Raw genomic sequence first — 21,606 nt, 5'->3', positions numbered from 1 at the left:
GCAAGTTCGCCACTTTGGATAGCGGCGGCCATAGACATTGCCAGCCAATTCAAGTGCTCGTCGCGGCGCTGGGGTCTCGCAGAGGGTGATTTTCCCGACAACGTTGTATGAGGAAGCAGAGGATCATGACCGCTTTACCTGCGAATCGAAGTGCTGCCTATCGTAGCGAGGATATTCAGGTTCTGGAGGGTTTGGAGCCGGTCCGCAAACGCCCGGCCATGTACATCGGCGGCGTGGATAGCAAAGGCTTGCATCACCTGGCTTGGGAGATTCTGGACAACGCCGTCGATGAATACATCAACGGTTACGCCGACCACATCATTGTCACCTTGCACAAATCCGGGCATGCCTTGACCATCAGCGACAATGGCCGGGGCATTCCGGTGGACATTCACCCGCGCTACAAAAAAAGCGGGTTGGAGTTGGTGCTGACCGTGCTGCATGCGGGGGGGAAGTTCGGCGATACGGACAGCGGCTATTTCCACTCCGGCGGCTTGCACGGGGTGGGGGCTTCGGTGGTCAATGCCTTGTCCCGCAAGCTGGTCGCCACCGTCCGGCGCGATGGTTTTGAGTACCGCCAGAGCTTTGCCCGGGGAGTGCCGACCACTAAGCTGGAAAAGGTCGGCCCAGCCCGCGGCCACGGCACCACCATCTACTTCGAGCCGGATGAAGCTATCTTCAAGACTACGCGCTTTGACGCCGACATCATCAAGGCCCGGCTGGAGGATATGTCTTACATCCACAGCGGCCTGCGCTTGACCTTCATTGACGAACACGCCGGGCAAACTTACGAGTTCAGCAATCCCGGCGGCTTACCGGCCTTCCTGGCGCGCCTGGTGGCCGATGGGCAAAAGCCCGCCGTCACCGATATCGCCTTCACCGCTGCCCGCTCCGGCGAGCAGAAAATGGAAGTCGCCTTGCAATGGACCGAGTCCACCGAGGAGACTTACCGCTCCTACGTCAACGGCATCCGCACGCCCAACGGCGGTACCCACGAAAACGGCCTCAAAAGCGCCATCCGCAAAGCGGTCCAGAATTACATCGAAACCCACGACATCAAAGTCAAAGGGTTGAAAATCACCGCGGAGGACATCCGCGAGGGGATTGTGGCGGTGCTGTCGGTGTTTGTCCGCGAGCCGCAATTCGAGGGCCAAACCAAGCAGCGGTTGAACAACCCGGAGATGGAAAACGCGGTGGACAACTTCGTCCGCCCAGCCCTGGAAGCCTGGTTGAACAGTAACAAGTCGGCGGCGGATGCCATCATCGGCCGGATCATTCTGGCGGCCAAGGCACGAGAAGCGAGCCGGGCGGCAGCGGCGGAAGTGACTCGCCGAACCCCCGGCAGCCGGCGCCTCAGCCTACCGGGCAAACTGGCCGATTGCAAATCCACAGACCGCGACAGCACCGAGCTATTCATCGTGGAAGGCGACTCGGCCGGCGGCTCGGCCAAACAGGGGCGCAACAACCTCACCCAAGCCATCCTGCCCCTGCGCGGCAAAATCCTCAACAGCGAAGACCTGCCCACGGCCAAAGTGCTGGCCAATCAGGAACTGGCCGATCTCGTCCAGGCCATCGGCACCGGGGCGGGAGATAAGTTCCGCTATGAAGGCCTCCGCTATGGAAAAATCATCCTCCTGATGGATGCCGACGCCGACGGCTGCCACATCTGCACCTTGCTGCTCGACTTCTTCCTCCGCCACATGCCGGAGTTGATCCGCAAGGGGCACATTTACATTGCCCAGCCGCCGCTTTATCGCATCGATGTCGGCAAGGAGACCTACTGGGCGAGGGATGACGAGCACAAGGAAGAAATTCTCGCTTCCCTGAAGGGCAATGCCCGCCCGGAGATCACCCGCTTCAAGGGACTGGGGGAAATGAATGCCGAGGTGCTCTGGCGCACCACACTCGACCCGCGGACCCGCACCTTGCTGCGCGTGGAAATCGACAATCCCCGTGAAGCTCATGAAGCCTTCCAGGAACTGCTCGGCAAGGACCCCGCCCCGCGCTACCGCTTCATCATGGAAAAGGCCGATCAGGCCATTGTCGAGGAACTTGATGTATGACAGTCCGCGGGAGCCGTCTATTGTCGAGGAAACAACGCATTACTGTTCTCAGAGGCGGATGCTGAAGGGCGGAATGTGTGGCGGAAAACCTGGGACGCAGCTTGCCTTCGCAGCGCGGGGTTCGGCTGTCGGCACACACCCCATCTTCTCAAATATCCAGGATTCCGCTAGAGCCCCCACGCGACGGGCACTTTTTATTGGGGGGTCTCTTTCGCCTCGAACAATTCCGGGGGAAACTCCTGGGGGAACTCCCAGCGCTCCACCGTCCAATCCATCTTGACTTCCCGAACGGGCGGACTGTCCAAGCGTTCCGCATAGATCATTCGCGTCGGCAGGAGGAGTCCCTCGAAGGGTTGATGCTGGTCGAAGGTCCACTCCCGTGTGATGGGCCGGCCGGTGCCCAGGGGTTGATAGCGATACTCCACTTGTCGCAGCAAGCGGGATTGTGCATCGAAGCTGAGGTAGTAGATGGGCCGATCGGGAATCTTGACCCGGAGGCGATCGCGGGGCGGCTGGCCCTGGGCGGGGCGCAGGTCAAAGGCGACCACTCCCGGTTCCTGAATCACGAACAGCAGCGGGAGCCAATGCTGGGCCAGGGTGTCGGTCGGCGCTTCGTCGATCATCGCCGCTTCCGTCGCGGCCTGGGTGATCTGGTTGCGAGTGAGCCAGAGCCGTCCCTTGACGTAGAGGAAGGTCAGTTGCAAGGACAGCGGCGGTTGAGCTTGGTAATGGAGGCGGATGCGGTCGGGCCACTGGGCAGCCATGTCTCGCTCGGCATTTTGCCGGACAAGCTGGCCGTTGTCATCGGGCAAGAGCATGGTTCCCTTGGCCCGGACGCGGCTGCGGCGTGCCCGCTCCAAAAGCGCCGGCTGGTTTTGCGTCATGGCGGCGAGGGCCTGCTCCAGGTAGCTGCGCACGGCAGCCGGCGTGCTGGCGGGAACCTCCGCCTCCTCCTGGGACGGCGGACGCTGCCGGTCCACCTCCACCTTGGTCGGCAGCACCTTGCGGGCTTCCGGGGGCTGGCAGCCTGCCGTTCCCCACAGGGCCAAAATGACTGCCACGCCGCTTCTCAAAAGCACCCCCGCTGAGACCTGAGCCAATCGCATAGGCAGGAACCCTCCGCCTTCCGTTGTACTGCAAGAACGATGACCAGGGCAAGGGGAATGTGGACTTCAATCTCCTATTCCACCCTCCCGTGATAAACACGCACTGTTCCCCGACCATAAGGGTGCAGGTCGGAAAGGTTCGGTTCTGGCCCTGCAATCTCAGGCCCCCAGGAGTATCGGACCCATTCCAAAGCTCATGCTTTCACCCTCGCCACGCTGCTGAGTAACGAAGCGACACACAGGGCATGGGCGGGAGTGGAACAGGTACGATTGCCGGATAAGGCTCTAGAGGTATAATTGGCCGCACATCCACGACCGCCGTGGGCAGGGAGCGCCCGCCTCGGAGCAAGGCCTGATGACTGAGGCCGGCGACCCGGAGAACCAGCGAGTCCCAACCAAGGAGCAGGCATGGCCGACGGTCGCAATTCCCCGACAGCGCCGCAGTCCACGCCCTTATGGCGTGAAATTTTTCGTGGCTTTCAGATCGCCCTCGACCCCCGCAAACTGCTGCTGGCCGCCGGCGGCATCGTTGCCATGACCGCCGTCTGGTGGCTGCTTTCCCTCATCTTCTTCAATCTCTCTCCCCAGCCCAAACGCGAGGATCCGACTTACAGCAATGCTCGCATACAGGAAGAACTCGGCAGCCAGACCAAGCCGGGAACGAATGAACCCTACCGGGAAGAGGACCTCAGGCAAATCGGCGATGAGCGCTTCCAAGCCGATCTGGCGCGTTGGCGGGTCCTGGACGAGCTGGCCGGACCCGGCGGACGCCTCCGCACCATGCCCTGGTACGAATTCCGGGGGGAAAACCCCTTCACCTTTCTGACCCGGTTGCTCGGTTCTCCCCCGGCCACCTGGGGCGGGCAACTGGCGCAATACATCCAGACGGCTGTGCCCGTGCTTCTGGAACCGCTGGCCAAAATCCTCTTACCGATCGGTTACCTGGCTCGGCCCAACCTCACCCCCCTTACCCGCCTCTATCTGATTTTGGTGCTGGTCAGCAGCATCCTGATCTGGGCTTTCTTCGCCGGGGTGATCACGCGCATTGCCGCCATCCAGTACACACGCAAAGGGCCGATTAGCCTCAAACAGGCCCTCCTCTTCGTTGCCAAGCGCTACGTCGGTTACGCCGGCGGGCCGCTCATTCCGCTGGGTTTGATTGCTTTGTCGGTCCTGGGCCTGATCGTGTATGGCTTGTTGGGCCTGATTCCGCTCTTCGGCGATCTGATCATCTTTGGCATCGGACTGCCGCTGATCCTCATCGCTGGGGCGGTGATGACCTTTTTTGCGATCGGGCTGGTGGCTTATCCCTTGATGTTCGTGACACTGAGCGTGGAGGGGGATCAGAGCGACGCCCTCGATGCTGTCAGCCGGGCCATGAATTACCTTTACTCGACACCGTGGCGCTACATCGGGTACTGGGCATTGGCCCTGCTGTACGGAGCGGCGGTGACCTTTTTCGTCCTGTTCTTCGTGTCTTTGGCGGTGTACTTGGGGAAATGGGCCGTCAGTCAGACCGCAGCGGGCATTTATAGCAGCCGCCAGCCGGATTACCTCTTCATCTACGCGCCGCAGTCCTTCGGGTGGCGCGAATTGCTGACGCTTGGTTCTCCCTACGCCATCCGTCTGCAAGAGCGGCAGGTGGAAGGAAGCCAGCGGGTGGTCTTTGAATACGTCCCGGCCAATCCCACCTCCTACAACGAAGCGATGGCTAGCTTTTACTTCTACAACACCTGGGGAGCGGGCCTGATCGGTTTGTGGCTGCATCTGATCTTTCTGTGCATGGTCGGCTTCAGCTACAGCTTTTTCTGGTCCGCTTCCACGATCATTTACTTCCTCCTCCGCAAGATCAACGACGAAGCGGAACTCGATGAGGTGTATGAGGAGGAATTGGAGGAGCCGATCGGCATGGCGCCGCCATCTTCCCCCAGTCCGCCCACATCGGGGGGCACCATTTCTCTGCCGATGACGACTCCGGGACCAGCGCCGGCATCACCGGCGGGGAGCGCAGCAGGTGGTGAGACTCCGACAAAGCCCGCTTCAGGAAGCGGCACATTTTCCGGCTCTCCTGCTTCGCCGCCTCCTGCTTCGCCGTCGGATTCGGCCACAACGACACCCCCCGCTGGGCCACCGCCGCCCGCTCCTTCCGCGTCGGTCCCCGGTGGTCCGCCGCCATTTCCTGGGCCAGCCGAAGGTGCTGTTGGTGCGGCGGGGTGGGGACTGAGCAGTTCCCAGACCCCCGCCAGCCGCGAGGCTTCTGGGGCAGCACCCGCTGCGCCGGCTCCCCCCCCTCCGCCGCAAGATCATGAGCCGGTGTTGGGTTCGGCTTCCCCGGACAATGCCGCGCCTTCTGCCGAGAGCAGTTCCGCGAGCCGTACGACAGCGGCAGACTCTTCGGGAAATCCGCCGTCCTCCGGTGCAAACAGTCTTGGCGTTCCGGAGTCTCCAGCGTCGGGTCAGTAAACCTGCCGCCCATGGGGAGGGAGAAGCAGCGATCGACGAGCGAGATGGTGGAGACCCGCTGATCGCCAGCAAGGATGCTGCCCATGGCCCGACCCATCGTGTTATTCACCGGTCCTTGGGCCGACCTGCCGCTGGCCACCCTGGTGGTTCAAGCGGCGGGGTGGGGCTACACCGGCCTGGAATTATGCTGCTGGGGAGACCATCTGGAGGTGCAGCGGGGTCTCAGGGACGAAGACTATTGCGCCCGTCTGCTTGACTTGCTGGCCCGGCATGAACTGCACCTGGCAGCGATTGCCAATCACAAGGTCGGCCAAGCCGTCTGTGACGCGATTGAAGAGCGGCATCAAGCCCTGTTGCCAGATCATGTGTGGGGAGATGGCCAACCGCCAGGCGTCCGCCAGCGTGCCGCCGAAGAGATGATGGCCACCTTCCGCCTGGCAGAACGGCTCGGCGTCACCGTCGTCACCGGCTTTACCGGTTCCCCCATCTGGCGGTACGTCGCTGGCTATCCGGCGCTTACCCCGCAGCTTCTGGAGCAAGCCCTCCAGCAATTCGCCCAAAGCTGGCATCCGATCCTCGATGTGGCCCGCGATTGCGGCGTCCGCTTCGCCTGCGAAGTCCATCCCGGACAATTGGCCTTCGACCTCTACTCCGCGGAACTAGTGCTGGAAGCCCTGGATAACCGGGAGGAGTTCGGCTTCACCCTCGATCCGAGCCATTTGCACTGGCAGGGAGTGGACCCGATCGAGTTCGTCCGCCGCTTTGCCGACCGGATTTATCATGTTCACGTCAAGGACGCTGTGCTGACACTCGATGGCCGTGCTGGCATCCTGAGCGGTTACTGGCCGAGCGGGGATCGCCGCGCCGGCTGGCAATTCCGCTCTCCCGGACATGGCGGCATCGACTGGCCGAACCTGCTCCGCGCCCTGAACGAGATCGGCTATGACGGCCCCCTGTCCGTGGATTGGCATGATCCAGGGATGGATCGGGATTATGGAGCCGCGGATGCCGTCCGCTTTCTGCAATCGATCGAAATCGAACCGCCGCCTCGTTCCCCGCGCCTCTTTCGTCCCTAGCGCACTCTTCGAGGGGGAGTTGTACAATAGTCTGAGGATGGAATTGGCAGCCGGGCAACGGCGAGCCGAGCCCAGGAGGGGAACGGCGAGCCAAGGAGGGGGACGGGCCAGAAGGCCGCCTTGGGAAGAAGGCTATAAGGCTGCTACCAAAGTATAGGAAGGCCACGAACAGCAAAAGCCACGAGGTTGCAAGCGGGAAATGAGGGGTGGCTATGGCAAGTCCGGAACGGATCGGCGAATTGCGACGTCACTGGACGGACCGTTTCGTGCGGATTCGAGGCGATTGGCCGCAATACCAGCGCTTCGCTGGCCGGATTGGCCGGGTGGTGACTGTCAACTGGAATGGCAAAGCCCTAGTCGATTTCTGCGATGGCGCCTGGTATGACATTCCCGCCTCGGAAGAATATCTGGAAATTGTGCCGCCGGAACAGGCCCAGGGGAAGTACGATCCGACGGTCAATAGCGCTCAGCGCTTCCCGGCGCGGCAATCCTAACGGCAGGTTTCCCAAAGGCGAAGCAGAGGCCGGACGATGATCCTGCTCATCGATAACTACGACTCGTTCACTTACAACTTGGTCCAGCGGCTGGGAGAGATCGACCCGACCCTCTCGATGCACGTCGTCCGCAACGACCAAATCACGGTGGAGGAAATCGCGCGCCTGGAGCCATCGCACATTATTCTGTCTCCTGGTCCGTGCACCCCTAAGGAAGCGGGGGTATGCAACGACGTCCTGCGTCGTTTCGCGGCAGACATTCCCATCCTGGGAGTGTGTTTGGGGCATCAGTGCATCGGCCACGTGTTCGGTGGAGAAGTCGTCCGCAACTGGCGAATCATGCACGGCAAGACCTCGCTGATCTATCACGATGGGCAGGGGGTCTTCCGCGGCCTGTCCAATCCCTTCGAAGCAACCCGCTATCACTCGCTCGTCATCCGCCGCGAGACTTGGCAGCATCCCGACTTCGTCATCAGTGCCTGGACAGAAGAGGGGGAAATCATGGGCCTGCGACATAAACAGTGGCCCTTGCATGGCGTCCAATTCCATCCGGAAAGCTTCCTGACCGTGGAAGGTCCCCAACTGCTCCGCAACTTCCTTCAGGAAAAGTCCCCGCGCACCCGCCTCCGCAACTCGGCCATAGCCGCCTCCTGACCGACTATCCCGAAAAGGGGGAGGCAAGCGGAGCCACATTCCGCGGTGTCTCTGCGCCAGGGCCGATTGGCACCCCAGGTTGTGGTGGGAGTCGTGAACCCGAAGGCTACCCCATCCGGCGGGACAGCTCAGCGACACGGCTCGCTGCGGCGAGGCTCTGGTGTTGGGGTTTGTTGCCGAGAGGGGATGCTGAGAAGGGAATCACGGTTCGCTGCTGAGGGTCTTTTCAAAGATGATCAGGTTGTCTCCCAACCCAGAGTCCCAGCGGATGCCGACGATGTCGTACTGAAAGTTCAGGGCCAGGTGCATGAGGGAGCGGTGGGCATTCTGGCATTCAAAGCGGACGTATTCATACTCCTGTTGCCGTGCCCAGGCGTGGACTGCTTCCAAAAGCTGTTGGCCGATTCCCAGACGGCGATACTCCGGCAGCACACCATAGTACCAGGCGAAGAAGGTGTCCGGCTTCAATTCGAAGCCGAGGAAAAAGCCGACCGGTTGATCCTGGAGCCGGGCGACCATTTGCAGGATGTTGTGGCGGCCCTGGTAGCGCCGGCGGAAGGCAGAAATATCTTTGATCGGCCGGAAAATGCGGTTGTACAACTCGACGATTACGGGCAATTCGTTCAGCCCGACGATTTCGATGACGGCATCAGCCATGGGAAGCCCCCCCTCCGGCCCGCTGCGAGCCGAATGGCGGGAACCGCGCCAGCCGGTCTGCGTGGGCGCCGCTCAGCGTTCAGGACGGTACAAGCCGGCGACGATCTCATCCCAGGAGGGCACGTTCCAATGCGCGAGGATGTCGCGCAGGACTTCGGCAGCCTGATCGGGGTCGGTTGTATCGCTCCAATCTGGGACGCCAGCCGATGGGGCGGCGCCAGCCGGGGATGCGCCGCCGGGCAGCTCTTCGGCTTCCCCCGTCTCAGGAACTTCCGCAGAGGCGGCCGCCGTGCTGTTACTGGAGGCGGATTCCTGGGCCGACTCACTCCCCCCCTTGCGCCGCCGGCGCCGCCGCCTTCGCCGTTTGCGCCCGCCTCCGTCCTCTTCGTCCTCTTCCGCTTCCGGACTCGCCTCCGGTGCCCTTCCGCCGTGGCCGGCCGATTCATCCGCCGCCTCCTCTTGCTCCAGGACTTGGCGGGAAACCCCAGCCGCCGCGGCGTCCTCGCTCGCCTCCCAATCCGGCAGCTCCTCGGCAAGCGCGGACGCCTCAGTTTCTGCGGGCAGATGGGGCGGCTGTTCCGGTGCGGAAGGAGAACTCGCAGCAGCACCTGCGGATGGCGGCGGCGAATGCTCCCGCGTCTTCGGCGGCAGGGCACCCAGTTCCTCGGCGAGCTTCTGCCATTCGTCCTCTTCCGCCCAGGGGTCCGCTTCGACAGGATCAGGTGGGGGTGTCATGGTGATTCGATCGCCTGATTTCGGTCCATCGCGGGGCGTCGGCGGCACCGCTGTGCCCAAGGGATGCCTGCCCCTCCCGGACCGCCTCTTACCCTCATTGTAGGGCTTGCTGCACGGCCAGAGCAGAGGGGGCGGTCAAGGTCCAGGAGCGCGGCAGACCGTTGTGCAAGGGGACTTCGACGATTTGGTCCCCCGGTTCGGCCCCAAAGGCGGCGATGAGCGCCTCGCTGAGGGGTTCTTCCTCCGGCAGATCATCCCGCGGAACCAGGAAGACATCGGCAGGCCAATGGGCGGCCGTAGCGAGGCGGTCCACGACCAATTCCCAGCCCTCCTCCGGCAAGGGCAGGCCGGGAAGAAAACGGTGCAGCAGTTGAGCCAGGGCCTCTTCCAGACAGGCTCGCGGCGGTAGCAGATAAAAGGTAGCCATGCCCGTCGTCACTTCCCCGATGTGTCTCCAGGTCCCCATCTCGCGGTGCCATCCCATGGAGCATGTCCACGAGCCGGGGGCGATCTCGCCATGATCTATCGGTGATCAGACCCGTGCGGGATGCCCTCCCTTGTTCTGCCCCAGTGAAAAAAATGCTCCCCTCCCTCTCGCAATCGTTACGGCCGTGCAAACCGTTCCGATCCGGCTAACACCGCCGTTCTCTTCTTCCCGAACAGTGTTCCGCGGCCTTCTCCCCCGACATTCGTCTGCGGCAGCCACGGCCAGACGGGAAAAAGTTTTTCCTCTCCTGAACGGAGAAAGCCAACAGAATCCGGAGAGGGCAGGGGCAACAGAAGCTGTGACGGAAGAAGAGCCAAGACGGGAGAAGGGCAACAGAAAGTTCCACCGAGGAGAGAAAAAGCGGGAGGAGAGGACAGACCCGGCTGCCTCAGCGCTTGAGGGTTTGATCTTCGACGACGACTTCCGGCATGCCGCCGCGGAAGGTGACCCGGAAGATCGTCTCCTCGATATCCTCCGGTCGGCGATTGCGGTAGTTCCGCTCCAATCGGGCTAGCTCTTCTTCCAGAGATTTCGGGAAAAAGGCCCAGAAAGTCGCCGGTTTGAAATCGAGTTGCAGAGTGCCGGCGACCTGCCAGACGGCATCGCGCCGTGTGTCGCAGAACTTGATTTGGTTGGCCAATTGCCGCAGATCGTCATCCGTGGCGATGCGGTGGCGGGACAAGTCGTTGAGGTCGGGGAAGAAGAGGGCCTTGTCACTGTTGGGGATCGGCACCAGGAGTTTCGCCTGCATGGCGCGGAGTTGCTCCAGGTAGTCCCGGCCGCTGGAGACGCGGAAGCGCAAGACCCAGCGCAGGTTTCGCCCCAGGGTGGAGTCCGCTCCGCTTCCCCCTGGTCCTTTGCCGGCGGAGCCATCGAAGCCGGACCCTGGCCCATCGCCGGCCCCTTGACGCGCCCCCAACAGTTTTTTGCGGATGCTCTCTTCCAGACTGGCATAGGCCGCCGCGTTGGAATCCGAAATCGGCAGCCGCCCCTGTTCGTCAAAGTAGCGGATCGTCTGGCGAATCTCGTCGCGAATCTCCGGCAGTTGATTCGGGTTCGGCAGCGAGTTGATGATGGCCCGATCCGGCTCGGCATCTGCCTGGACGAAGGGGTCCTCCACCCCACCCGAACCTGACGAACCTAAACCGCCCCCATCGTCCAAGCCCAACACCTGCACCAATTGGACGGGCACCGGCGAGGTGTCCTCCCGATTCATGAGCCGCACCAGGATGAAAATGAGCAACGCGGCAATCCCGATGTGCAACAGGACGGCGGTGACCGTTGCCAGGGGAAACTCTAGCCGCTTGTTGTACTTCTCCCAAAACTCCTCCTCTGGCAATTGGGGAACGGCCAAGTCAGCGAACGGGTCCTTGGCGGAAGCCGAGCGTGGCGAGGTTCCAAGGCCAGCCGGAGCCGGTGGACTGCTGCGCGACGGCAGCGGTGAGGGAACAGGATTCATCCCGGCGCTCCCGTACAGTTTATTGGAGTCGGGGCCTCTGCCATTTGCTTTTTACTTTACCCCAATCTGTGCCGGAGGGAAAGAAAAAACGCCGCCAGCGCTGGGGGTGGCGAGGAGAGGCGGCGGTGCGATAGTCCCACGGGAACAAGTTGCAAGGAAAGCAACGGGGGCAGCCGAACCGAGCCGGTTCGCTGCCCCTAGGAGACGACGGGAGCGGGAACGGAAGGGTTTCCCTACAGCGGCGGAGTGACGATGGCTGCCCTCAAGCGATCCTCAGAGCAGGGCCGCTCAAAGGGGAGCCGCTCAAAGGGAGAGAGGATCACTTCTTCACCTCATATTCAGCATCGACGACATCATCACCGCCGCCTTTCTTGCCCGAAGGCGTTGCACCGCTGGTCCCGCTGCTGGTCTGAGCGCCAGCAGAGGCGTAGAGGTGTTGGGCCATTGCGGTGGACGCCTGCTCCAGCTCGTGGAGGGCGGACTTGAGGGCGGCCAAGTCTTGCCGCTGCTCCGCGTCGCGGACCTTCTGGATGGCGGCATGGACCGCGGCTTTGTCGCTTTCGGAGAGCTTGTCCCCGACTTCCTTGAGCGTCCGCTCCAGATCGTAGATGCGGGTTTCGGCCTGGTTCTTGGTCTCGGCGAACTCCCGCTTGCGCTTGTCCTCCTCGGCATGGAGTTCGGCTTCGCGGCGCATCCGCTCCACTTCTTCCTTGCTTAGGCCGGAGGAACCTTCGATGCGGATGGATTGCTGCTTGCCAGTGGCCAGGTCCTTGGCGGTAACGCTAAGCACGCCGTTGGCGTCCAACTCGAAGGTGACCTCGATCTTGGGGACGCGGGCAGGGGCCGGCGGGATGCCGTCCAGGTGGAAGCTGCCGATCTTTTTGTTGTCATCGGCCATGGGCCGCTCCCCTTGATACACCTCGACCTCGACCGACGTCTGATTGTCCGCCGCGGTGGTGAAAATTTCGCTTTTGCGGTACGGAATCGTGGTGTTGCGGGGAATCATGGGGGTCATGACGCCGCCGAGGGTCTTGATGCCCAGGGTCAACGGCGTCACGTCGAGCAGTTGGATGTCGGCGGCTGCCCCCAAGAGCAGTTGGGCGCCCTGGATGGCCGCTCCGACCGCCACCACCTCGTCCGGGTTGACTCCCTTATGCCCTTCCTTGCCGAAGATTTCCTTGACCAGTTGCTGGATGCGCGGCATGCGGGTCATCCCGCCGACCAGCACCACCTCGTCGATCTGGTCGGGCCGGAGTTTGGCATCAGCCAGAGCTTGCATGACGGGTTTCTTGCAGCGCTCGACCAGGTGCTCCACCAGCCGCTCGAATTGGCTGCGGGTGATGGTCATCATCAGGTGCTTCGGCCCGCTGGCATCCGCCGTGATGAACGGCAGGTTGATGTCCGTCTGCACCTGCTGGCTCAAGTCCTTCTTGGCCCGCTCGCAGGCTTCCTTGAGCCGTTGCATAGCCATCGGGTCTTTCCGCAGGTCGATGCCGTGCTCCTTCTGGAACTCCCCGGCGACGTAATCCATCAGGGCTTGGTCGAAGTCATCGCCGCCCAGGTGGGTGTCGCCGTTGGTGGAGAGCACCTGGAAGACACCGTCCTCTCCCACGTCGAGGATGGAAATGTCGAACGTCCCGCCGCCCAGATCGAAGACGGCGATCTTTTGGTCCTTACGCTTGTCGAAGGCGTAAGCGATGCAGGCTGCGGTCGGTTCGTTGATGATCCGCATGCGCTGCTTGATGATTTTGCCGTCTTTGCCGCGGATTTCGTATTCGGTGTCGAAGCCGGCAATGGCCGCTGCGTCGATGGTCGCCTGCCGCTGGGCGTCATTGAAGTAAGCCGGCACGGTGATGACCGCCTTGCGCACCGTGTGCCCCAGGTAAGCCTCGGCGGCCTCCTTGAGCTTGCGCAGGACCATCGCCGAGATTTCCGGCGGCGTGTACCGTTTGCCGTCCACTTCGACCTTGACCAGATCGTTGGGGCCGTCCGCCACGACCTTGTACGGCACGCGCCGCACCTCGTCCTCCACTTCATACAAGCGCCGGCCCATAAACCGCTTGATGGAATAAATCGTCCGCTTCGGGTTGGTAATAGCCTGGCGCTTGGCCGGGTCGCCTACCAGGCGCTCCCCTTTGTCCGTGAAGGCCACGACGCTCGGCGTCAGGCGGTTCCCTTCCTGATTGGGGATCACCTTGACTTCGCTCCCCTCCATGACCGCCACCACGGAGTTGGTCGTCCCCAGGTCGATTCCGATGATCTTCTCTTCTGCCATGGGATTTAGCTCCCTCGTATTTGTAACGTTTCCCTCGATCCGTTCCTGTTGAGGAGGGCTGGCATTTTGCTCCAGCTCGCCCCCCTTCCACCGCTGGCCCGTCGAACAGCCTCCCGGCCAACGGTCTACGTCAACTCTTTCGATACTGGGGAAGGAGAAAAAGATTCAGCCGCCAATGCCGGGGGGACCGAGAGGGGAGGGTTTCGGTTGGTGGGACCGGAATGGGGCGGATCATGGAGAATTGGGGGTTGATTGGGGTGGAAACATGGATAGCAGGAGGATTTGGGTCCGGCGGCACGACGATGCCCCAAGAGGCTTCCGAGGTGGTGGGAAAAGTTGACGGCTTTTTTCCTGCCCGGTAAATTGTGAACGTATTCACACGCCCTCCCTCATCCATCGGCAAGGGAGTAACCTGAGAAACAACGAGTCCTCTATGGCGCGGAAAGTCGAAACGCACACGACAGGCGAAGAGTCGGAGGCCCACCTCCAGGCATTACGCGCTCAGATCGACAAGCTGGACCTGCAAATCCTGGAGCTACTGAACAAACGAGCGAGCATTGCCACGCAGATCGGCAAGGTCAAGCTGAATCAGGGCGGGGAAGTCTTCTCCGCGGCCCGCGAGGAGGAAGTGTTGGCCAATGTGCTGGCTGCGCACAAAGGCCCCCTACCGGAAGTGACCATTAAGGCGATCTTCCGGGAGCTGATCTCTGGCTCGCGCGCGGTCCAGAAGGTGACTCGCATTGCATTCTTAGGGCCGGAGTACAGTTACAGCCACCTGGCCGCTTTGCAACGCTTCGGGGAGGCGGTGGCTTACAACCGCACGGGCAGCATCGCCGCCGTCTTCGAGGAAGTGGCCCGCAAGCATGCCGACTACGGCGTCGTCCCCCTGGAAAACTCCACGGACGGCCGCATCGCCGACACCCTGGACATGTTCATCCGCATGCCGCAGATCAAAATCTGCGCGGAAATCCGCCTGCGGGTGCACCACCACCTTCTGGCGAATTGCCAACAGACGGAAATCCGCCGCGTCTACAGCAAAGCCCAAGCCCTCAGCCAATGCCGCAATTGGCTCAGCAAGAACCTGCCGCATGCGACGCTCCATGAGGTGTCTAGCACCGCCGATGCCGCACGCCTGGTGCTGAGCGAGCCGAATGTCGCCGCCGTCGCTAGCCGCCAAGCCGCCGTCCGGTATGGCATCAACATTCTTTACCACAACATCGAGGACTCGCCGTTCAACGAGACGCGCTTCGCCGTCATCGGCCTGACGGACAGTGCCCGCACCGGCCACGACAAAACCGCCATGATGTTCCAGATCAGCCACACTCCCGGCGCCCTGGCCGATGTCTTGGTCATCTTCAAGGCCCAAAAGATCAACCTGACCTGGATTGAATCATTCCCCTATCGGGAAGCCAAGGGGGAATACGTCTTCTTTATCGACTTTGACGGCCATCGCGAGGACCCGAAGGTCAAACGTGCCCTAGCGGCGATGGAGGAAGTCTGCGATTCGGTCCACGTGCTCGGCTCCTTCCCCCAAGCCCGGGCGGATGACGAATGATCCACAGTGGAACGATCTGGAAAGGAAGTGGTGGGAAAAGACAGGGCCCCATCTTGAGTCGAAACCTAAATCTGGATTCTGCCGCCTTCGGACGCTGACGCTAGCGATCAGACGCTGACGCAAGTGAACCACGCAAGCGAGTTAAGCGGTTAGCTTTGCTGCTTCAGGTCAGATCGGCGTGCTGTCGAAATAGCCACGTCCATAAGGGGGGTATCCCTGTCGCAATGGGAAGGCGTGGGTCCATGCGGGAGTCCCCCTGTCGCACAGGGGAGGCATTTTGTAACATACCTAGCGGAACCTAAAGGTGCTGGTCCGGCGGGGGGTGCCGCGGTTGGTGCCGTTCCGCCGCGTAATCCCCTTTGCCGTAGGGCTGCTGTACGGAACAGTAGTCCGAGCTTGCCGTCCTCGGTTTTTGGGGTCATGCCCGGAAACATAACGGATACCCACCCAGAAACTCTTCAATCCACGAAGCAGCAATGATCCTGGTGATACGTCCTGATGCCACGCTGGAGCAGCTGGAGCACATCATCGAGCGGGTCCGGGAGCTGGGCTTTACGCCGCACGTCAGCCGCGGGGAATCGCGGACGATCGTGGGAGTGATCGGGGATGAGAACCGCCCCGGTGCCGAGAACCTCTCCGCCATTCCCGGAGTGGAGCAGGTGCTGCGGATCATGAAGCCGTTCAAGCTGGCTAGCCGGGAGTTCCACGCGGCGGATAGCGTGGTCTATGTCGGCAAGGTGCGGATCGGCGGGGGCAGCCTGGCCATGATCGCCGGGCCGTGTGCGGTGGAAAGCTATGAACAGATGGACATCATCGCCCGCTATGTCAAGGCCGGAGGCGCGAACATCCTTCGCGGCGGCGCCTTCAAACCCCGGACCAGCCCCTATGCCTTCCAGGGCTTGGGCGAAGAGGGCCTGAAAATCCTCCGCGATGTCGGCCAGAAGTACGACTTGCCCATCGTCACGGAAGTCATGGACCCGCGGCAGGTGGAGCTGGTCTGCCGCTATGCCGACATGCTCCAGATCGGCGCCCGCAACATGCAGAACTTCGACCTGCTCAAGGAATGCGGTCGGACACGCAAACCCATCTTGCTCAAACGAGGCATGAGTGCCACGGTCAAGGACCTGCTCATGTCTGCCGAGTATATCCTGGCCGAGGGGAACCATGATGTGGTGCTCTGCGAGCGCGGCGTGCGCAGCTTCGAGGACAGTACGCGTAACATGCTGGACATGAGCGCGGTGCCGAACGTCAAGGTGCAGAGCCATCTGCCGATCATTGTCGATCCAAGTCACGCGACGGGCCGACCGGATTTGATTCCGAGCATGTGCCGGGCGGCGGTGGCGGCGGGAGCCGATGGCGTCCATGTCGAAGTCCATCACTGCCCGGAGAAGGCTTTGTCGGACGGGCCACAGGCCCTATTGCCCCACCAATTCCTCGACCTGATGGGAGACCTGCGCCGCTTGGCCGCCGCCTTGGGACGCGAGTTCTGGAGCCGCCCGGAAGCGGAGCTGGTCCCCTGAATCGCCCCAAGGGTAGGCAAGCGTTATCGCCCCAAGGGTAGGCAAGCGTTCCCTGGCTTTCCGCAGTTGGCCGCCACGGTTATTCCGCCGGCACCGATTGCGGAATAGGCCCCAGCGAACGGCCAGAGACAAAACGCGGAACAGTTCGCCCACCGCGCTGAGGATAGAACCGCGGAGCGGAATAAACGCCAGTGAACTGACACGCAGTGGCGAGTGAGTGAGATTTGCCCGCAGGAGGTGTTATGCCCAGGCAGAAGTTCATCGCCGGCAATTGGAAGATGTACACGACTCTGGAGCAAGCGCGGGAGCTAGCCCGGAGCGTGGCAGCGGGGGTCGATGCGGAAACGGCTCGCCGGCTGCGCGTCGCGGTCTGTCCTCCTTTTCCCTGGCTGCTGCCCGTGGGGGAAGTGCTCCGCAACACTCCCGTGGCGCTCGGCGCCCAGGACTGCCATTACGAGCGCGAGGGAGCCTTTACCGGGCAGGTCTCGCCGTACATGCTGCGGGAGGCGGGCTGCCAATACGTCATCATCGGGCATAGCGAACGGCGGCATGGACTCCAGGAAAGCGATGAGTTTCTCAACAAAAAGCTCCACGGAGCGCTGCGGGCAGGGCTGCACGTCATCTTCTGCATCGGCGAGTTGCTGAGCGAACGCGAAGCAGGCCAGACGGAAAGCGTCCTTTTGCGCCAGCTTCAGAACGGCCTGGCCGGCCTGACGGCGGAACAAGCTGCCGCGCTGACCATTGCTTACGAGCCGGTTTGGGCCATCGGCACAGGCCGGGTCGCTACGGAAGAGCAAGCCCAGCAGGCCCACGCCTTCATTCGCGCTCAGATCGCAGAGCGCTTCGGCTCGACAGCGGCGGACTCCATCACCATCCAATACGGCGGCAGCGTCAAGCCGGAGAATGCCGCGGGACTGCTCCGCCAACCGGACGTGGACGGTTGCCTCGTCGGCGGGGCCAGCCTCAAGGCCGATTCCTTCCTGGCGATCGTCCGAGCCGCCCTCTGACCGCAAACCGATCTCGCCTGCGCTTCTGCCATGACTTTCCTCGGCATCGCTCCTCCCTTTGCCGTTCCCTGGACTGTCCCCATTCCCGCGAGGTGCTGCCGTTCTCTCGCTGCTTTCCTGAAGCATCCTTAATTCTCACAACATTCTCGACAAAACCCTGTCGCTTTCCTCGGCCCTGCCCCGCCTCAATTTGCAGCTCGCCGTTCTTTCGCCCCTCTCGCTAGAATCCTCGTCCTCCCTGTTTTCCCTGCGGGACTCAGATTTTCCCTGACTCTCCGTTTTGTTCCCGCACGTGAGGCTGGCAAGATCCGCCGTTTCCTCCGGATCGTTTCGGGAGGCGGTGGGGCGAGCGTGGCCAGCTGCCGCCACGCGGAGGTGGCCTTGACCGTAACCCTGCCGTGCGGAATGATGCCCCTGAAGGATGCTGTCCTAGTCCAGCCGACGGGTTGCGATCACCGCCGGTGAAGGAAGCTGCCCCCTCGAAAGCCAGAGGGGCGCATCCGCCGCCAGAGATGCGGTGGCAAACGGGAGGCCAGCGGACGATGTGGGGTCGTGGCGCCGTCAACGTGCTGCTTTTGCTGCTGTTGGCGGTTAGCGGTTGCAAGACGAGCGAGCGGAGCCGGGAGGGAAGAGAACCTGCCGCCATGCCCGCAGCGCGCGGCAAGCAACCGGCTTGGTTGGACCCGTCCGCCCAACTCCCCGGCGCCAAAACGGGCGTGCCCAAAGGCGGCCCTTGGAGCCGTACAACGGCGGCGGCCTCCGATGCCTTGGGCGGCCGAGTCGTCGATGCTCTAGGCCGTCCCGCCAAAAATGTCTTCATTCGCATCGAACCTTTGCCGTCCTCCCCCGGTGGAGCGATGGGCATCTACAGCGATGATCAAGGCTACTTTTTGACCCGTGGTCTCAAACCGGGCCAGAGCTATCAACTGACGGCTGAAGCCCAGCAACAAGGACGGCGCTGGCGCGGCACGGTTCAAACCAAAGTGCCGAATACGACTTTGACTCTCGTCCTGCGCGAGGACCCCGCCAGCGGAGCAGACGCCGGTAGCGTCGGGACAGGCGATCCGCTATTACCGCCGCCGGAAGGAGTGCCGCGTTCCCGCACTCCACGGGCCAGCTCGGATGGCGCCTTCCAGCCGGATGGCGGGTCTGGCCAGCCGGTGCCGCCGTCGTTGCCGCCCAGCGGTCGCCTACCCAGCGGTGGTGCAGGAGGAACGGGCGGGGGAACGCCGGCAGCGCCAGCTATCCCGCCGCCTCAAAATCTCGCTCCGCCGCTGCGGCCAGAAAACACAGCCGATGGACCGCGCCCGCCCTACACGCCGCCGCCGGTGAGTATTCCCGGCCCTCCCTCCTTACCGCCGCCGCCACCCCCGCCGCCAGTGCCGAAGCTCCCCGTGCCGCCTTCGGGGAACCCTCCCTCATCGCAAAACTCTTCGCCATCCCAGATCGGGAAGCCCTTCACGGTGGTTCTGGTCGATTCCTTGCAGCGCCCCTGGAGCTTCCCTGGAGACAGTTCCGCCCGCCTCGTGGTCCTGGAGTTTGTTACCAGCGACTGCCCCCACTGCCGCCCGGTGGTGCCCATTCTCAAAGACTTGCAAGCCCGCTATGGTGCCGCAGGACTCCAAATCGTGGCCGTGCTCTGCGACGAGTTGCCGCTGGAGCAGCGGTTGCAAGCCGCCCAGCAGTACGCCGCTCGCCACACTGTGAATTACCCCGTCTACGTGGAACCGGGAGCCGGGCCAGGACGTGTCCGCGATCTCTTCGCCGTGGAAGGTTACCCCACCGCGGTGGTACTCGATCGGCATGGCCAACTCCTCTGGAAAGGACACCCCGGCCAAAAGACCGAGTTGGAAGCCGCCCTCCGCCGCCACCTGTCACCGTGAATACCCGCATCGCCCTTGTCCCCCTCGCATTCGCTTGGTTCGGGTGCGCGACGCCTCGATTCCTCCTCGGCTGAGTCGTTTCGTTTGTCACGATTCCTCTGTCTCGGCCTTCCGACAAAATTGCAGATTTCGTGTGGACTCACCCGGCTTGCTTTCCCCCCTCCATCGCGGAGAAGGGAAGATGAGGTAGTAGCGTGGGAGAACGCAACGGGAACCTGAAAGAGTTGAAGCATCGCTTCGCAGGATCGGCCCATGTTAGAGCGTGTGCTCCTCAAAGGGTACAAATCTATCCGGGAAGCCGAGATCACGCTGCGCCCTATCAACGTCCTGATTGGTGCCAATGGAGCCGGCAAGTCGAACTTCATCAGCCTGTTTCAGTTCATGAACCGCTTAGCCGCCCAGGGAATGCAAACTTATGTAGCTCAGGCAGGCGGGGCGGATCAGATTCTTCACTACGGCCGCAAAACCACCGAACGCCTGGACATCGAGCTTTGGTTCACACGGGGAAGCCATTTGGCCAACGGCTACACCTGCACGCTTATCCCGACAGCAGACGACCTGTTCGTGTTTGATTCCGAGATCATCTACTTTCATGACCGCCAACTATATCAGGCACCTTACTCCGAAGTTTTACGTTCCCCCCGTGTGCATCATGAAACGCTCCTGAATGAGTGGGATCAGGCAGGGAATGCAGTGGCCCATTATGTTCTGGCTGCTCTGAACTCGTGGCGGCTTTATCACTTTCACGACACGAGTGCGTCCGCCGGGGTCAAACAAACCGGAGACATTCACGACAACCTCTTTCTCCGCCCGGACGCCTCAAATCTCGCGGCTTACTTGTACCTGCTCCGGGAAAACAGGAAGCCCACTACCGGAACATCGTGGAGACCATTCGGCTGGCAGCCCCCTTTTTCGGCGATTTCGTACTGCGGCCCTCGCCCTTCAATCCGGAGAAGATCCGCCTGGAATGGCGCGAGCACGGCTCGGATACCCTCTTCGGCCCGCACGCCCTCTCGGATGGCACCCTCCGTTTCATCTGCTTGACCACCCTCTTCTTGCAGCCGCCAAAACTATTGCCCAAAACCATCGTACTGGATGAACCTGAACTCGGACTCCACCCCTACGCCATTTCCCTACTGGCCGATATGGTGCGCAGCGCCGCCCGCCATACTCAGGTCATCTTGGCAACACAATCCGTGACCTTGGTCAATCAATTCCAACCGGAGGACATCCTGGTCGTAGATCGTCAGGAAGGCCAGTCGGTATTCCGGCGTTTGAACTCCGAGGAAATGACATCCTGGCTGGAGGATTACGGATTGGGTGATCCGTGGGAGAAAAACCTGCTCGGAGGACGGCCCACACGATGAGACGGAGGTTTATCTCCGTCGAAGGACAAACTGAAGAGACTTTTGTTCGCGATGTGCTCGCCCCCCCCATCTGGAGTCGAGATTAGAGCTGACGCCGGTGCTGGCCAAAACCAAACGCACCAAGGCAGGAGCCACTTTCAAGGGCGGCATCAGCTCTTATTCGCAAGTCAAAAAAGAGATTCGTCAACTTCTACGTGATAGTAATGTGGTATTGGTCACAACGATGATCGACTATTACGGCCTCCCGAATGACTTTCCGGGCCAAGACACCCTTCCGGCGGGCACACCCTATGAGCGTGTGCGACACTTGGAGGACGCATTCCAGAACGACATCGGGGACCCGCGTTTTCTGCCATTTTTGGTTCTGCATGAATTTGAAGCCTTGGTCTTCGCCGGACTGCACCATCTGCCTTCCGTCTTGCCCGGGTGTGAGAAGCAAGTGTCCCACCTGACTCAGGCCATCAGCGGCTTGTCTCCCAAAGAGATCAACGAAGGCCATACCACCCACCCGTCCGCACGGATTTGCCAACATCTCCCTGATTATCAGAAACGTTTGCATGGTCCACGAGTCGTACAAAGGACTGGACTGGATACCCTACGCCAGAAATGCCCCCATTTTGCCGATTGGATGCACCGACTCGAGTCTGTGTGACTGCGATCCGATGGGGCAGTATCAAGGAAGGCCACGGGGCAGTTTCGACGGAAGCAGGAAAATTGATTTGTTGTCAAAAAGCCAGTGTCACGTCTGTCGAAAAATCCCACGCTGTCCCTTTGTGTGCTAAGTTTCAAGCAAGATTCTGAGGAA

16 protein-coding genes and 1 pseudogene are annotated in these 21,606 nt (G+C 61.8%); 11 read left to right on the top strand and 6 right to left on the bottom strand.

Annotated features, from left to right (window positions below):
• The first annotated feature begins 125 nt into the window (after positions 1–125).
• Positions 126–2,063, top strand: coding sequence for a DNA gyrase/topoisomerase IV subunit B (locus H0921_RS02375; RefSeq protein WP_194536409.1), 1,938 nt, complete (start codon positions 126–128; stop codon positions 2,061–2,063).
• Between the two features lie 194 nt (positions 2,064–2,257).
• Here the strand turns inward: H0921_RS02375 and H0921_RS02370 are convergent, their stop codons facing one another.
• A complete protein-coding gene (locus tag H0921_RS02370) occupies positions 2,258–3,169 on the bottom strand; it encodes a hypothetical protein (RefSeq protein ID WP_194536408.1) in 912 nt (303 codons plus the stop codon).
• 408 nt (positions 3,170–3,577) lie between these two features.
• Here H0921_RS02370 and H0921_RS02365 point away from each other — a divergent pair, with 408 nt between their 5' ends.
• The 4 genes from H0921_RS02365 (at position 3,578) to H0921_RS02350 (ending at position 7,856) form a co-directional block, all read left to right on the top strand.
• On the top strand, positions 3,578–5,632 hold the full coding sequence (locus H0921_RS02365) for a hypothetical protein (RefSeq protein ID WP_194536407.1): 2,055 nt from the start codon (positions 3,578–3,580) through the stop codon (positions 5,630–5,632).
• 83 nt (positions 5,633–5,715) lie between these two features.
• Positions 5,716–6,708, top strand: a complete 993-nt coding sequence (locus tag H0921_RS02360; RefSeq protein WP_194536406.1) for a sugar phosphate isomerase/epimerase family protein — start codon at positions 5,716–5,718, stop codon at positions 6,706–6,708.
• A 212-nt stretch (positions 6,709–6,920) separates the two neighbouring features.
• Positions 6,921–7,202, top strand: coding sequence for a hypothetical protein (locus H0921_RS02355; protein ID WP_194536405.1), 282 nt, complete (start codon positions 6,921–6,923; stop codon positions 7,200–7,202).
• Between the two features lie 36 nt (positions 7,203–7,238).
• The gene (locus H0921_RS02350; protein WP_194536404.1) at positions 7,239–7,856 is read left to right on the top strand and encodes an anthranilate synthase component II; all 618 of its coding nucleotides are present in this window, start codon (positions 7,239–7,241) and stop codon (positions 7,854–7,856) included.
• Between the two features lie 201 nt (positions 7,857–8,057).
• Here H0921_RS02350 and H0921_RS02345 read toward each other — a convergent pair whose 3' ends face one another.
• The 5 genes from H0921_RS02345 to dnaK all read right to left on the bottom strand — a co-directional run bounded on the left by H0921_RS02345 (position 8,058) and on the right by dnaK (position 13,469).
• The gene (locus tag H0921_RS02345) at positions 8,058–8,513 is read right to left on the bottom strand and encodes a GNAT family N-acetyltransferase (RefSeq protein WP_194536403.1); all 456 of its coding nucleotides are present in this window, start codon (positions 8,511–8,513) and stop codon (positions 8,058–8,060) included.
• Positions 8,514–8,585: 72 nt separating this feature from the next.
• On the bottom strand, positions 8,586–9,308 hold the full coding sequence (locus H0921_RS02340) for a hypothetical protein (protein ID WP_194536402.1): 723 nt from the start codon (positions 9,306–9,308) through the stop codon (positions 8,586–8,588).
• A gap of 34 nt (positions 9,309–9,342) precedes the next feature.
• On the bottom strand, positions 9,343–9,714 hold the full coding sequence (locus tag H0921_RS02335; protein ID WP_194536401.1) for a hypothetical protein: 372 nt from the start codon (positions 9,712–9,714) through the stop codon (positions 9,343–9,345).
• A 409-nt stretch (positions 9,715–10,123) separates the two neighbouring features.
• A complete protein-coding gene (locus H0921_RS02330) occupies positions 10,124–11,194 on the bottom strand; it encodes a hypothetical protein (protein ID WP_194536400.1) in 1,071 nt (356 codons plus the stop codon).
• A gap of 319 nt (positions 11,195–11,513) precedes the next feature.
• Positions 11,514–13,469, bottom strand: a complete 1,956-nt coding sequence (gene dnaK, locus H0921_RS02325; RefSeq protein WP_194536399.1) for a molecular chaperone DnaK — start codon at positions 13,467–13,469, stop codon at positions 11,514–11,516.
• A 433-nt stretch (positions 13,470–13,902) separates the two neighbouring features.
• Here dnaK and pheA point away from each other — a divergent pair, with 433 nt between their 5' ends.
• From pheA to H0921_RS02295, 6 genes and pseudogenes are all read left to right on the top strand, one after another.
• Positions 13,903–15,024: a prephenate dehydratase gene (gene pheA / locus H0921_RS02320; RefSeq protein ID WP_194536398.1), complete on the top strand. Its 1,122-nt coding sequence runs from the start codon at positions 13,903–13,905 to the stop codon at positions 15,022–15,024.
• Positions 15,025–15,500: 476 nt separating this feature from the next.
• Positions 15,501–16,544, top strand: a complete 1,044-nt coding sequence (aroF, locus tag H0921_RS02315; RefSeq protein WP_194536397.1) for a 3-deoxy-7-phosphoheptulonate synthase — start codon at positions 15,501–15,503, stop codon at positions 16,542–16,544.
• Positions 16,545–16,786: 242 nt separating this feature from the next.
• Positions 16,787–17,551 carry a triose-phosphate isomerase gene (tpiA, locus tag H0921_RS02310; protein WP_194536396.1) on the top strand — a complete coding sequence of 255 codons (765 nt, stop codon included), beginning with the start codon at positions 16,787–16,789 and terminating at the stop codon, positions 17,549–17,551.
• 542 nt (positions 17,552–18,093) lie between these two features.
• Positions 18,094–19,434 (top strand): redoxin family protein, encoded by a 1,341-nt coding sequence (locus H0921_RS18110; RefSeq protein WP_194536395.1) that lies wholly within the window; start codon positions 18,094–18,096, stop codon positions 19,432–19,434.
• Positions 19,435–19,686: 252 nt separating this feature from the next.
• Positions 19,687–20,801 (top strand): annotated as a pseudogene (locus tag H0921_RS18445) (AAA family ATPase).
• A 97-nt stretch (positions 20,802–20,898) separates the two neighbouring features.
• A complete protein-coding gene (locus tag H0921_RS02295; protein WP_315851825.1) occupies positions 20,899–21,453 on the top strand; it encodes a DUF4276 family protein in 555 nt (184 codons plus the stop codon).
• Positions 21,454–21,606: the final 153 nt, after the last annotated feature.

Origin of the sequence: Thermogemmata fonticola (genome assembly GCF_013694095.1) — a bacterium.
Lineage (GTDB): Bacteria > Planctomycetota > Planctomycetia > Gemmatales > Gemmataceae > Thermogemmata > Thermogemmata fonticola.
The sequence above is the reverse complement of the archived record's forward strand: the minus strand, read 5'-3'. Positions and strand labels throughout refer to the sequence as shown.

What these genes read in the sequence shown, in the direction of transcription:
- H0921_RS02375 (WP_194536409.1), top strand. Translation starts at nt 126, where the DNA reads ATGACCGCTTTACCTGCGAATCGAAGTGCTGCCTATCGTAGCGAGGAT.
- H0921_RS02370 (WP_194536408.1), bottom strand. Translation starts at nt 3,169, where the DNA reads ATGCGATTGGCTCAGGTCTCAGCGGGGGTGCTTTTGAGAAGCGGCGTG.
- H0921_RS02365 (WP_194536407.1), top strand. Translation starts at nt 3,578, where the DNA reads ATGGCCGACGGTCGCAATTCCCCGACAGCGCCGCAGTCCACGCCCTTA.
- H0921_RS02360 (WP_194536406.1), top strand. Translation starts at nt 5,716, where the DNA reads ATGGCCCGACCCATCGTGTTATTCACCGGTCCTTGGGCCGACCTGCCG.
- H0921_RS02355 (WP_194536405.1), top strand. Translation starts at nt 6,921, where the DNA reads ATGGCAAGTCCGGAACGGATCGGCGAATTGCGACGTCACTGGACGGAC.
- H0921_RS02350 (WP_194536404.1), top strand. Translation starts at nt 7,239, where the DNA reads ATGATCCTGCTCATCGATAACTACGACTCGTTCACTTACAACTTGGTC.
- H0921_RS02345 (WP_194536403.1), bottom strand. Translation starts at nt 8,513, where the DNA reads ATGGCTGATGCCGTCATCGAAATCGTCGGGCTGAACGAATTGCCCGTA.
- H0921_RS02335 (WP_194536401.1), bottom strand. Translation starts at nt 9,714, where the DNA reads ATGGGGACCTGGAGACACATCGGGGAAGTGACGACGGGCATGGCTACC.
- H0921_RS02330 (WP_194536400.1), bottom strand. Translation starts at nt 11,194, where the DNA reads ATGAATCCTGTTCCCTCACCGCTGCCGTCGCGCAGCAGTCCACCGGCT.
- dnaK (WP_194536399.1), bottom strand. Translation starts at nt 13,469, where the DNA reads ATGGCAGAAGAGAAGATCATCGGAATCGACCTGGGGACGACCAACTCC.
- pheA (WP_194536398.1), top strand. Translation starts at nt 13,903, where the DNA reads ATGGCGCGGAAAGTCGAAACGCACACGACAGGCGAAGAGTCGGAGGCC.
- aroF (WP_194536397.1), top strand. Translation starts at nt 15,501, where the DNA reads ATGATCCTGGTGATACGTCCTGATGCCACGCTGGAGCAGCTGGAGCAC.
- tpiA (WP_194536396.1), top strand. Translation starts at nt 16,787, where the DNA reads ATGCCCAGGCAGAAGTTCATCGCCGGCAATTGGAAGATGTACACGACT.
- H0921_RS18110 (WP_194536395.1), top strand. Translation starts at nt 18,094, where the DNA reads ATGTGGGGTCGTGGCGCCGTCAACGTGCTGCTTTTGCTGCTGTTGGCG.